9 protein-coding genes are annotated in these 13,119 nt (G+C 63.0%); 2 read left to right on the forward strand and 7 right to left on the reverse strand.

All coding sequences use genetic code 11. The features are described from left to right. Window positions 1–119 precede the first annotated feature (119 nt). Window positions 120–1,274 (forward strand): zinc-dependent alcohol dehydrogenase, encoded by a 1,155-nt coding sequence (locus tag OIS50_RS06210; RefSeq protein WP_264693454.1) that lies wholly within the window; start codon window positions 120–122, stop codon window positions 1,272–1,274. Window positions 1,275–1,293: 19 nt separating this feature from the next. Beyond that, window positions 1,294–1,884 (forward strand): hypothetical protein, encoded by a 591-nt coding sequence (locus OIS50_RS06215; RefSeq protein ID WP_264693455.1) that lies wholly within the window; start codon window positions 1,294–1,296, stop codon window positions 1,882–1,884. A gap of 80 nt (window positions 1,885–1,964) precedes the next feature. Here the strand turns inward: OIS50_RS06215 and acs are convergent, their stop codons facing one another. The 7 genes from acs to OIS50_RS06250 form a co-directional block, all read right to left on the reverse strand. Further along, window positions 1,965–3,893: an acetate--CoA ligase gene (acs, locus tag OIS50_RS06220; RefSeq protein WP_264694341.1), complete on the reverse strand. Its 1,929-nt coding sequence runs from the start codon at window positions 3,891–3,893 to the stop codon at window positions 1,965–1,967. A 159-nt stretch (window positions 3,894–4,052) separates the two neighbouring features. Then, complete coding sequence (locus OIS50_RS06225) at window positions 4,053–6,017, reverse strand: propionyl-CoA synthetase (RefSeq protein WP_264693456.1); 1,965 nt, start codon at window positions 6,015–6,017, stop codon at window positions 4,053–4,055. 54 nt (window positions 6,018–6,071) lie between these two features. Continuing rightward, window positions 6,072–6,461, reverse strand: coding sequence for a response regulator transcription factor (locus tag OIS50_RS06230; protein WP_264693457.1), 390 nt, complete (start codon window positions 6,459–6,461; stop codon window positions 6,072–6,074). Window positions 6,462–6,548: 87 nt separating this feature from the next. Further along, on the reverse strand, window positions 6,549–9,332 hold the full coding sequence (locus OIS50_RS06235) for a sensor histidine kinase (protein ID WP_264693458.1): 2,784 nt from the start codon (window positions 9,330–9,332) through the stop codon (window positions 6,549–6,551). 124 nt (window positions 9,333–9,456) lie between these two features. Then, complete coding sequence (locus tag OIS50_RS06240; RefSeq protein ID WP_264693459.1) at window positions 9,457–9,687, reverse strand: hypothetical protein; 231 nt, start codon at window positions 9,685–9,687, stop codon at window positions 9,457–9,459. A gap of 171 nt (window positions 9,688–9,858) precedes the next feature. Further along, entirely contained in the window at window positions 9,859–11,379 is a 1,521-nt protein-coding gene (locus OIS50_RS06245) for an MFS transporter (RefSeq protein ID WP_264693460.1), read from the reverse strand. Between the two features lie 48 nt (window positions 11,380–11,427). Next, window positions 11,428–13,062: a hypothetical protein gene (locus OIS50_RS06250; protein WP_264693461.1), complete on the reverse strand. Its 1,635-nt coding sequence runs from the start codon at window positions 13,060–13,062 to the stop codon at window positions 11,428–11,430. Window positions 13,063–13,119: the final 57 nt, after the last annotated feature.

A 13,119-nucleotide genomic window follows, 5' to 3' on the forward strand; every position in this document is an offset into this window, starting at 1 on the left:
CGCAGGACAGTACTCTATGCTTGTCCGCTGAAGTTCTATTTGAAATAGCGTGGGTGCAAAACCCCGCGGCGGGCGCCTTGCTCACCCATGCATTCCATGCACCTAAAAACCCGATTCGTATGTTAGCTATGGACTACCGGGGCCCGAAAAGGGTCCGCGCCACGCAAAAACCCATGCCGGAAATCGAGCACCCCGAGGATGCCATCGTGCGCGTAACGCGCTCCTGCATCTGCGGCTCCGATTTGCACCTCTACAACGGCAACGTGCCCGACACCCGCGTGGGCACCACGTTCGGGCACGAGTTTGTGGGCGAAGTAGTGGAAATCGGCTCCGAGGTAACCAAGCTAAAGGTAGGCGACCAGGTGCTGGTGCCCTTCAACATCTCCTGCGGCCGCTGCCACTTCTGCCAGCAGGGCCTCTACGGCAACTGCCACGAGTCGAACCCGATGGCCACGGCCGTGGGCGGCATCTACGGCTACTCGCACACGGCCGGCGGCTACCACGGCGGCCAGGCCGAGTACGTGCGCGTGCCCTACGCCAACCTCAACCCCACCGTGATTCCGCCCGGCATGGACCTCGACGACGCCGTGCTCCTCACCGACGTGGTGCCCACGGGCTACCAGGCCGCCGAAATGGCCGGTATTCAGCCCGGCAATACCGTTGTAGTTTTTGGGGCTGGCCCGGTGGGCATTATGGCCGCCAAATCGGCGTGGCTGTTTGGCGCGGGCCGCGTAATCGTGCTCGATAAGGAAGACTACCGCCTGGAGTTCGTGCGCAACTACGCCCCCTGCGAGGCCTACAACTTCGAGAAGGACATGGACGACCCGGTGCTGTTCATCAAAAAGCAAACCGACTGGATGGGCGCCGACTGCGTGATTGACGCCGTGGGGGCCGAGGCGGCCGGCGACGTGCTGCAAACCATTACCGGGCGCAAGCTGCTGATTCAGGCCGGCTCGGCTACGGCCATGCACTGGGCCATCAACTCCGTTAAAAAGGGCGGCGTTGTGTCGTGCGTGGGCGTGTACGGCCCCACCGACAACCTCATTCCGATGGGCAACGTGCTGAACAAGGGCCTGACCATCCGGGCCAACCAAACCGCCGTGAAGCGCCACCTGCCGCGCCTGATCGAGCACGTGATGAACGGCGTCATCAAGCCCAAGGAAATCATTACGCACCGCATTCCGCTGGAGGATATTGCCGATGGCTACCGCATTTTCTCCGACAAGCTCGACAACTGCATCAAACCGGTGCTCATCATGCCGAATGCCCGCTAACCCCCTAGCCTACTGACCCATGCAAAAGCACGTAATTGACCCCAAGAGCGTTCCGGGCTGGGGCATCGACGCCGACCCGAACAACGACCCCACCTACCCCATGAAGCCCAACCGCACCGACCTGGAGATGCAGGGCTACAACTGGCAGCGGCCCCCGCAGCAGCCCGCTGAGGTTGAGGTGCTGCACTCCAACGAGCGGCCCAACCTGACGGCCGTGTTCGGCACCGCCTCGCCGCCCATGGGCCTGAGCGGCATGATTCGGCGCTGGGCATTCCGGTGGAGCGAAAACGAGTACAACCACTGGCTGCCGCTGGTGCTGGCCGACCGCGTGAACGTGGTGGAAGGCGTACTGGAGGACATTGCCCACGGCAAGTTCCCGAACATCTGGAAGGAAAAAGGCTACAACGCCTCCTGGAAGCACGACCGCACCAGCCTGATTTTGCGCCTTTCGGCCTTTGCCGCCGTATCGGCCGGCCTGGTACTCTGGCTCACCTCGGGCGACGACAACAAAGGCTCGCGCAAAAAGAAAAAGAACAAGAAGAAAGCGCGGTACTACGATGAAAACGAGTACTACGCCGACGACCGTTACTACGACGAGAACCAGTACTAGGCGCGCCCTAGGTACGCAACCACAGAAAAGCGCCGGCCCAATTGGGCCGGCGCTTTTGCTTTGTCAGAGTTGCGAATAGGCTACTTCCGCCCGCCAATGATTTCATCCACCACAGCGGGGTCGAGCAGCGTGGTGGTGTCGCCTAGGTTGCTGGTTTCGCCTTCGGCTACTTTGCGCAGGATGCGGCGCATGATTTTGCCGGAGCGCGTTTTGGGCAGGCCCGATACAATCTGAATTTTATCGGGCTTGGCGATTTTGCCGATTTCGGCCACTACGGTTTCGATGATGCTGGCCTCCAGGTGGTGGCGCTCCGCTTCGGTGTTGCCTTCGCCCTGATGGCAAATCACGTAGGCGTAGATGCCCTGGCCTTTCACATCGTGCGGGTAGCCCACCACGGCCGACTCCACCACGTGCGGGTTCTGGTTGATGGCGTTTTCGATTTCGGCGGTGCCGAAGCGGTGGCCCGATACGTTAATCACGTCATCCACGCGGCCGATGATGCGGTAGAGGCCGTTCTCGTCGCGGCGGGCGCCGTCGCCGGTAAAGTAGTAGCCGGGGTACGGCGCAAAGTACGTCTGGCGGGCGCGCTCATGGTCGCCGTAAGTGGTGCGGATTACGCCTGGCCACGAGGCCTTCAGGGCAAGGTAGCCTTCCTGGTCGTTGCCCTCAATCTCCTGGCCTTCCTGCGTAAGCAGCACGGGCTGCACGCCCGGCAACGGCAAGCCGGCGTGGGCGGGTTTGCTGGGCGTAATGCCCGCCAGCGCCGAAATCATGATGCCGCCGGTTTCCGTCTGCCACCAGGTATCTACCACCGGGCAACGCTCCTTGCCCACGTGCTGGTAGTACCAATACCAAGCCTCCTCGTTGATGGGCTCCCCTACCGAACCTAGCACGCGCAGTGAGTCGAGCGAGTAGCTGAGCACGTTATCGAGCGGGGCGGCCATGAGCGAGCGAATGGCCGTGGGCGCGGTGTAGAAGATGGTAACCGAGTGCTTATCGCACACCTGCCAGAAGCGGCCCGCATCGGGGTACGTGGGCACGCCCTCGAACATAAGCGTGGTGGCACCGGCCAGCAGCGGCCCGTAGAGCAGGTACGAGTGGCCGGTAACCCAACCCACGTCGGCGGTGCACCAGTACACGTCGTTTTCCTCTACCTGAAACACGTTGCGGTAGGTGTAATCGGCCCACACCATGTAGCCGGCGGTGCTGTGCACCACGCCTTTGGGCTTGCCCGTAGAGCCCGAGGTGTAGAGGATGAACAGCGGGTCTTCGGCGTCCATCTCCTCGGCGGTGCAGGTTTTGCCGGCTTCTTTTACCTCCTCGTGGTACCACACGTCGCGGCCTTCATGCATGTGCACGGGCCAGCCCAGGTGCTCAATCACCAGCACCTTGCGCACCGAGGGGCAGTGCTCCAGGGCCTCGTCTACCACGCGCTTCACGGGTATTTGCTTGGGGCCGCGGTTCAGGCCATCGGCGGTAATCACGAAGGCGGCCTCGGCATCGTTCACGCGGTCGGCAATGGCTGTGGCCGAGAAGCCAGCAAAGATGACGGAGTGAATGGCCCCGATGCGCGCACAGGCCAGCACGGCAATAGCCAACGACGGAATCATGGGCATGTAGAGGCACACCCGGTCGCCCTTCTCCACGCCTAGGTTGTGCAGCACGTTCGCGAACTTGCACACTTCGTTGTACAGCTCGCGGTACGTGAGGCGCAAGTGGCGCTCCTTCGGGTCGTTGGGCTCCCAGATGATGGCCAGCTTGTTGCCGCGGGCGGCCAGGTGGCGGTCGAGGCAGTTTTCGGTGATGTTCAGCTTGGCCCCCTCAAACCACGTCGATTGGCCCGCGGGCGAAAAGGCGCCGCCGCGCACCTTGTTCCACTTGCGGCGCCAGGTAAACGGCTCGGCTACTTCGGCCCAAAACGCGTCGGGGTCTTCTACGCTTTTGCGGTATGCCTCGTGGTAGTCTTCGAGGGAGCGAATGCGGGCGTGGCTCGGAATGGTGGCTGGCATGGCGGGCGGAGCCGGATTGGTGGGAAGCGTACCGTTTTCGGAAGTACGCGCAGCGGGCGAAGTGAGCATCGAAGTAGGGTGTTTGGAGTTGAAGAGAATTCTAAGAAGAGGCAGACTAGCTGCGCGTTGGCGGTGGCACCCAATGGCTGGTAAGCCGACCTAGGCCTGCGGAGCCGGCACGGGCAGCAAATCGGCCGCAGGCTCGAAGGCCCGGCCAATGCCCCGGGCGGCCATAGCGGCCTTTATTTCGTCCAGGATCAGCGGGTCGTCGATGGTGGAAGGCGTGCTGAACGCTTCGCCATCGGCCAGTTGGCGCATGGTTTTGCGCAGGATTTTGCCCGAGCGGGTTTTGGGCAGGCGCTTCACCACCAGCACCTGCCGGAAGCACGCTACCGCCCCAATCTGCTCGCGGATGCGCTGCACCAGCTCGGTTTCGAGCTGGGCTTCGCCGATGGTTTGGCCATCCTTCAGCACCACCAGGCCCACGGGCCGCTGCCCGCGCAGCTCGCAGGCAATGCCCAGCACGGCGCACTCGGCCACGGCGGGATGCGCGGCCAGCAGCTCTTCCATTTCGCCGGTGCTCAGCCGGTGGCCCGCCACGTTAATCACGTCATCGACGCGGCCCATGATGTAGAGGTAGCCTTCGGCATCCTGGTAGCCGCCGTCGCCGGAAAGGTAGTACCCCGGGAAGGTGCTCAGGTAGGATTGCCGAAACCGTTCGTCGTCGTTCCAGAGCGTGGGCAGGCAGCCGGGCGGTAGCGGCAGGCGCACGGCCACCAAGCCGGTAGTACCGGCAGGCACGGGCTGGCCGGCCTCGTCGAGGATCTGCACATCGTAGCCCGGCACCGGGTGGCCGGCCGAGCCGGCACGCGGCGCGGGCATGTCGGCCAGGCCTACCATGGTAGCCAGCATGGGCCAGCCCGATTCGGTTTGCCACCAGTGGTCGATTACCGGCACGCCCAGGTGCGCACCGGCCCACTCGTAGGTGGCAGGGTCGCACCGCTCGCCGGCCAGAAACAGGTGGCGCAGCGTGGGCAATTTGTACTGCTTTAGCAATAAGCCTTCGGGGTCTTCTTTCTTGATGGCCCGAATGGCCGTGGGCGCCGTGAACAGCACGCTTACTCCGTGTTGCTGAATTACGCGCCAGAAGGCCCCGGCATCGGGAGTGCGCACGGGCTTGCCCTCGTAGAGCACCGAGCTGCAGCCGTGCAGCAACGGCCCGTACACAATATAGCTGTGCCCCACGGCCCAGCCAATGTCGGAGGCGGCCCAAAACGTTTCGCCGGGCTGCACGCCGTAAATGGCGCTCATGCTATACTTAAGGGCCACGGCATGGCCGCCGTTGTCGCGCACTACGCCTTTGGGCTTGCCGGTGGTGCCGCTGGTATACAGAATGTACAACGGGTCGGTGGCCGCCACGGGCACGCAATCGGCCGGCGCGACTTGGAGCAGCGTTTGGTAGTCCACGTCGCGACCGGGTTGCATGTGGGCGTGCACGCTGTGGGCAATGGCTTCGCGCTGCAGCACCACCACGTGCTTGGGCTTGTGGTTGGCCTGCTCAATAGCGGCATCAACCAGCGGTTTGTACGGGATTATTTTATCGATTTCGATGCCGCCCGAGGCTGATACTATCACCTTCGGCTGGGCATCGTTGATGCGCACGGCCAGCTCGTGCGGCGCAAAGCCCCCAAACACCACCGAGTGCACGGCACCTAGGCGGGCACAGGCCAGCATGGCTATTACCGCCTCGGGCACGTTGGGCATGTAGATGATAACCCGGTCGCCTTTGGCCACGCCTAGGTCGCGCAGGCCGCCAGCAAAGCGGGCCGTAAGCTCGAGCAGCTCGCGGTAGGTAAACCGCCGCACCGTGTTGGTTACCGGCGAATCCTGAATCAGCGCCACTTGCTCGGCCCGGCCGTTGGCTACGTGGTAATCGAGGCACAAGTAGCACGTATTCAGTTGGCCACCAATAAACCAGCGGTACAAGCCACCTTGCTGAGCCAGCACTTGCGTGGGCTGCTCGAACCACTGAATGGCCTGGGCTTGCTCCGCCCAAAAACCGGCCGGGGTGGCAAGACTGGCGGCATGCGCCGCGGCATAGGTTGGGGCGGGAGCTGGTTTCATGGCGTAGGTTGTGGGAAAGAGGGTTGGCGGGTAAGCGGCAGTTGGGGCGCAGCCCTAGGTGGTAATGGGTGCCAGCTCCCGAACTTTATCGAGCAGCTGGCGCGTAGAGAAGGGTTTGGTGAGGTACAAATCGGCGCCGGCTTCGTAACCCTTCTGGATATCGGCTTCGCGGCTTTTGGCCGACAAAAAGATGACTTTGGTATCCTGGTGCGCGGGCAGCTGGCGCAGGTGGCGGCACACGTGGTAGCCATCCACGTCGGGCATCATGATATCGAGCAGCACCACGCCGAACGGCTCCCGCTCGATGGCCTCGAGGGCCTCGGTGCCGTTGCGGGCAATGCTCACGACATAGCCGGCTTTGCGCAGCAAAAATTCCAGCGACATCACGATGTTCGGTTCGTCGTCGACCACCAGTACTTTATGAGCAGCTTCGGTTGTTTTCATGGGTGTGGGGTAAGCGGTAGTGGAGCAAGAGCAATGACGCGAAAAACGATGTGTGGTGCACCCCTACCGTAAAGCAGGGCGTGCGCCCTAGGTACTAACGAGCGGCGGCGCGGCGGGCAGCTCCACCCAAAAGCGGGCGCCCTGCTGCGGCGCGCTTACCACCCCAATGCGGCCGGCGTGCAGCTCCACAATTTTCTTGGTAATGGCGAGGCCCAGGCCCGAGCCTTCGGGCTTGCGCATGGTTTGGTTTTTGGCCTGAAAGAACTTGTCGAAAATGAGTTCGTGATAAGCCGGGTCGATGCCCTTGCCGTTGTCGCTGACGGTGATGCGCACTACCCCACCGGCCGCGGCTTCGGCGGCAATGCCGATGCGCCCTTCGCCGGGCTTGCACGATTTCACGGCGTTGGACAACAGGTTCACGAGTACCTGCATCAGCCGGTCGCGGTCGGCGGGTACGGGCGGCAAGCCAGGCGGCACCACCACATCGAGGGTAAGCTGCTTGTCGCGCACCAGCTGCCCCACAGCTTCGGTGGCGTCGTTAATGATTTCGGCTACATCCTCGGGCGTGCGCTCCAGGGTAGCCTTGCCCGATTCAAACTTCTCCAGATCGAGCACCAGCGTAATCAGGCGGCTGAGGCGCTCGGCTTCTTTGGTGATGGTGCTCTGAAAACGGAAGCGTTCTTCCTCGTCGATGTCGGGGTTGTCGGCCAGGATTTCCGATAGGGCCCGAATGCTGGTAAGCGGCGTGCGCAGCTCGTGCGTTACGGTGTACAGAAACTCGTCTTTCTGCTGATCCAGCTCGCGCAGGCGGTCGTAGGCGCCTTGCAGCTCCTCGGTGAGGCGCTGCAGCTGCTGCGATTGTTTGCGCAGCTTGCGGTTGGCCTCAAGCAGCTGCTGCGACTCGCGCAGCACGCCCACCACGTTGTCGAAACTCATTTCCTCCACGCCTACCGAAGTAGCCAGCAGCAACCGCGCCGACGCGGGCCCAATAGTGCCTGCCAGCAGGGTTTCGGCGTAGGCCAGCAACCTAGGGTCGGCGTGGGCTACGGGGGTGCCGTCGGCGGCGTGCACCGCGGCATCGGGGTAGCGCTCCTCAAACTGCCGCAGGGCTTGGTTGGCTCGCTTACGACCCAGGAAGCCCACCAGCAACGCGCGCAAATCGGGCATGGGTGCGGCGCCCTTCCAGGTGGCGGGCGCATCGGCCGGGCTGCCCACCCGAAACACATCCACAAAGGCATCGGCCTGGCGCTGCTCGGTAGCCGTGGGCCGGCCGGCCAGCGACACCCCCACGTACAGGCCAATGTTCAGCAGCCAGCTCCAAAACAAGCCGTGCGGCAGCGGATCGAGCCCTTCGAGGCCCATAAAGGCTTCGGGCCGCAACTCGGCCACAGCACCAGCCCCTTGGGTAAGCACCGAGGCGGGCACCATGTGGGTACCGCCAACCGTGGGCAGCACCAAGGTAAAAAACCACGCCGCGAAGCCGCCAATTAGGCCGGCCGTGGCGCCCATGCGGGTGCCGCCCTTCCAGTACAAGCCGCCCAGCACGGCCGGCGCCAGCTGCGCCACCGCCGCAAACGACACCAAGCCGATGTTGACGAGCGGCAGCTGCCGCCCCACGGTGGCGTAGTACACGTAGGCCAGCAGCAGCACCAGCACCACCGCCGCGCGGCGGCTGTGCAGCACCACGCGCCCTAGGTAGGCAAACCACCGCGGCTGCAGCTGGGGCCGCGAGGCGGGTATGCGCACCAGCAGCGGCATGAGCAGGTGGTTGCTGATCATCACGCCCAAGGCAATGGTTTCCACGATAATCATGGAGCTGGCCGCCGACACGCCGCCCAGGTAGGTGAGCAGCGCCAGGCCCGTGTGCCCGCTGCTCAGGGGCAGGGCCAGCACAAAGGTGTCGGCATCGGGGCCGCCTACCCCCAGGCCAAAGCGCAAGGCGCCACCTAGGGCCACCGGCAGCACAAACACGTTGATGACAATGAGGTAGAGCGGAAACAGCCACATGGCTTTGCGCAGGTGGTCTTCGCTGGCATTTTCTACCACGGCCACCTGAAACTGCCTCGGCAGCAGCAAAATGGCGGCGCCGCTGAGCAACAGCAGCGTAAGCCACTGCGAGGGGCTGGTACCGGCGCCCTGCAGGGTAAACAGGCGCTGCAACGCCGGTACGGCCTCGGCTTGGTTAAACACGTCGGTGAAGCCGCCGAACAAGCCGAACGTCACAAAGGCCCCCACCGCAAGGAACGCCACAAGCTTGATCAGCGACTCCAACGCAATAGCCAGCACAATGCCCTCGTGCCGCTCGGTAGCCTCTACCGAGCGCACGCCAAATATGATGGTGAAAAAGGCCAGTGCGGCAGTAGTATAAAAGGCAGTGCTTTGCGCCAGCGCGCCGCCTGCCGGCGGCAGCGCGGAAAGCGAGGCGGCACCCTGCGTCAGGATGTCAAACGACTGCGCAATGGCCTTGATCTGCAGCGCGATATAAGGCACTACCCCCAGCACGCACAGCACCGTAACCAAGGCACCCAGCGAAGCGCTTTTGCCGTAACGCGCCGACACAAAATCGGCCAGCGAAGTGAGGCTTTGCTGCCGGCAAATGCGGATGATTTTGCGCAGCACCAGCCACCACACCGGGGCCAGCAAGGTGGGCCCCAGGTAAATCGTGACAAACTCCAGCCCCGAGTGCACGGCCCGCCCCACCGAGCCGTAGTACGTCCAGGCGGTGCAGTACACGGCCATGCTCAGGGCGTACACGTAGGGGTTGCTCACAAGGCTGCGCCGCCGCGCCGAGCGGTGCTCCGCGGCGTAGGCCACTGCAAACAAAAGCAGCAGGTAGCCCAGCGAACAGCCTATAACAAGCAACTTGGACATCGGGAGTTAAGGAAGAAGGAAGATCGAAGAAGGATGATTAACAGGGAAGCTTGAAGCGCAACGGGACAAATGGAAAAGGCCTGGCGCGGCGGCCGGATCCAGGCCCAAAGGCCTGCTTCCTTCCTCATTCATCATTCCCCCTTCGCCGAACCAGCCAGCCGGTTAGCAGCACCACCAGCACCCACACGGCCAGCACGTAGAGGTATAGCACCGGCACCCCGGCCACGCGCAGGGGCCTGTCGACGATGGCCAAGAGCGGAAACGTGAGCAGCACCGTGCACAGCACGGCTACAAACAGCAGGCGCTGGCCGCGGCGTTGTTCGGCTTGCTCCGAGGGGGCTGAGGGATGTTGCATACCTAGGGCGATAATCGCGCTGACAAAAGCTACCGAAATTTCGAGGTAAGGGAAAGTCCGCCGCCCCAACGGAACGGCGGACATTGTTTCCAAACCAACTTTAAAATGAGCGTTGCGGCGGCTTTTGGCCTGTGAGCGAGCCTGCCCGCCGCCGCGGTGGGCTGTTGCGACCTAGGCGTTTTCGGGCTGCTCTTCCATCAGCTTCACGTTGCGCACGTCCTTCATCAGGGCCATGCCAATCAGCCAGCAGATGAGGGCAATGCCCACGGGGTACACCAGGCCGGCCAGGAAGCTGTGCTCCTTGATGAAAGGCGCATCGGCGGCGGCGGCACGCAGCGTAAGGGCCGTGGCAATCAGCGGCACAAAGCCCCCAAATACGCCGTTGCCGATGTGGTAGGGCAACGACAGCGAGGTGTAGCGCACTTTGGTGGGGAACAGCTCTACGAGGTAAGCCGCAATCGGGCCGTAGGCCATCGTCACGAACAGCACCAGGCAGAACACCAGCGCCGTCATCGGAATAATCTGCGGCGAGAGGGCTTTCATCACGGCCGGTACGGCTTTGCCGGCGGCATCAACGGTAGCGGGCGTAACCTCGGTAATGGGCCCGGCAAACTCCTTGAGGCCGTAGAAGATGGGCATGGTGAAGAGCGCGCCGCACAGCAAACCCATCATGATGATCTTTTTGCGGCCAATGCGGTCCGACAGCGAGCCGAAGTACACAAAGAACGGCGTGGCCAGCAGCAAAGCCATGCACAGCACCAGGCTGGCATCCACGATGTCCATCTTCAGGGTGTTCTGCATGAAGGAATAGGCGTAGAACTGGCCCGTGTACCACACTACCCCCTGCCCCATGGTGGCGCCAAACAGCGAAATGAGCACCAGGCGGCGGTTTACGGGGTTCAGGAACGACTCCTTCAGCGGGTTTTGGGTGGTTTTGCCCTCGGCTTTGGCCTTGGCGAACAGCGGCGACTCGTGCAGCTTGCGGCGGATGTAGTACGAGGCCACTACCAGGAAGCCCGACAGCAGAAACGGAATGCGCCAGCCCCACTCCTTAAACTCCACCTCGCCCATAATCTTGCGGGTGGCAATGATTACCAGAATGCTCAGGAACAAACCCGCTGTGGCCGTAATCTGAATAAACGAGGTGTAGAAACCGCGCTGCTTATCGGGCGAGTGCTCGGCCACGTAGGTGGTGGCGCCGCCGTACTCGCCGCCCAGGGCCAAGCCCTGCAACAGGCGCAGCACCAGCACGATAAGCGGGGCGGCCAGGCCAATCTGGTCGTGGCTCGGGATGAGGCCCGTTACGAAGGTGGCGCCGCCCATAATCAGCAGCGTAAGCAGGAAGGTGTACTTGCGGCCGATCATGTCGCCGATGCGGCCGAACACGAGCGCGCCGAACGGGCGCACCACAAAGCCGGCCCCAAACACGGCCAGCGCCCCCAGAATAGTATCCTCGATTTTGCCGGACGAGCCGAACAGCACCGGCCCGATAATGGCCGCCAGCGAGCCGAAGATGTAGAAGTCGTACCACTCGATAACGGTACCCACCGACGAGGCCGTGATGACCTGCCAGATCTTGCTTTTCGACACCGTGTTGTTATCGTGGGCCAGGGGCTCGGCGGCCACGCCGCCCGGGTTGCCCGCCAGGGCGGCCGTGGCAGCGGCGTCGCGGTTAGGAAGGTTCTGTGCCATGAGGTTTCGGGAAGTAGAGAGGTTGAAAAGGCGTTTCGGTTGAGAGGCTTACAAGAAAACCTGGGTTTGCAGGGTGATTTCGGGGCGGTACTTCACGCCGTTCACGCGGGCGGGCCCATCGGGCGTGGCGGTTTGGTTGCTGAAGTCGGGCCGGTGGCGGTAGTTGAGGGTGAACTTGGCGTTGTGCCCGTCGAGGTAAAAGTTGGCGCCCGCGTCGAGGATGTTCACGTTCTGGATGTTGCCGTTGGGCTTGCGCAGGCCCTCGTAGCTGGCCAGCAGGTACGAGGCATAGGGCTGCAAGCGCACCTTGGGGCCCAGGGTGTTTTTGGGCAGCAGGTAGCCCGTTTCCACGAAGCCGATGTTGCCCGTGCCGGAGTGCGGCACCGCGTTGCCGCGTAGCGCGCTGGCGCCGTAGCCCGGGTTGGAGGCCCCGATGTAGCGCACGTGGTTCGGCCCGAAGTTGTATTTGTAGTACACGCCGTACACGGTAAAGGCCGTGCCTTTGTCCTTGTTGAGGGGCGTGTCGAAAAACACGTCGGCCGAGAGCAGCGCGATGTCGTGCTTGCGCGTCGGAATCAGATCGAAAACGTTGGCGCCCGGCTGCCCGGCCGCGGTCATCACGGGGCCGTTTACCACGCTGGAGGTAGCCCGCGAGTACATGCCGTCGGCGTTGTACAAAAAGCCCCCGCCTAGGTTAAACACGCGCTTGGTGCCCAGGTAGGTGCCCACGTTAAAGGGCAGCAGGTTCGATTCCTGATCCAGAAACTCCCAGCTCAGGTACCCCTGAAAGATGTGCTTGGTGCTCTGGGGGTTGTACTGCGCTACGTTGGTGCCGGTACTGATGGCCGCCGGGCCGGTGCCCGTCGTCACGCCCAACGATAGCGGCGTGCTGGCCTGGTTCGTCAGGAAGGTTTCGTTGACCGAAAAAGCGTAATCGAGCTTTTTCACGCGGCCTTTGGCGTAGGCCCCGATGCCGCGCGCAAACTGGTCGGCGGTTTCGATGATGGGCCAGTTGGTCAGCGGGGCATCCAGCGTGAGGAAGTTGAGGGTGCTGGAGCGCGTGAGGCGCGAAAGGCCGTTTTGGTAGTGCATGCCCGAGCCCAGGCTCAGGTACTTGTTCACTTTAAATTCTACCACGGCCTCGTGTACAAACAACTGCGGCTTTTTGCCGTCGGCGGTGGGGTTTACGCCCCCGCTCACGGCTGTTTGGTTGTTGATGCCGATGTGGGTGTAAATCAGGAAGCGCGGGTTCAGCTGCGACAGAATGATGAGGCGGGAGCGGCGAACGGCAAAGTCAACCTGCTCGGCCTGGGGTTTGCCCGGGGCCCGCAGCGTGCCGGTGTTGTTTTGGGTATAGCGCGTCCAGATCTGGTGCCAGGTAATAAACCGCAGGTACTTCGAGCCATCGGGCGAGAGGTTCACCTTCATACCCGCGCCGTACGGCACCGACTCGGCCGGGGGCGGTGGCGGCGCTACCGGCTGCTGCGACTGCGCAGCCGGCGCGGGCACGCCGGCCGGAACCGACTGCGGTGCGGGTGCCGGCGCAGTTTCGGTGGGGCTTGCAGGCACCGGCGGCGTAGGTGTCGTGGGCGTGGTAGGCTGCGCCGGCGGCGTAACCTGTGCCGAAGCACCTGCACTGGCAAGCAAGGCACTCAATACCAATGCGTAGCGAGCTTTCTGCATAACGTTTTGGTTGGCTGATGTGGGATGGGATACACACAAACCGCACACCGGGGTGAC

Origin of the sequence: Hymenobacter sp. YIM 151858-1, from assembly GCF_025979705.1 — a bacterium.
Classification (GTDB): domain Bacteria; phylum Bacteroidota; class Bacteroidia; order Cytophagales; family Hymenobacteraceae; genus Solirubrum.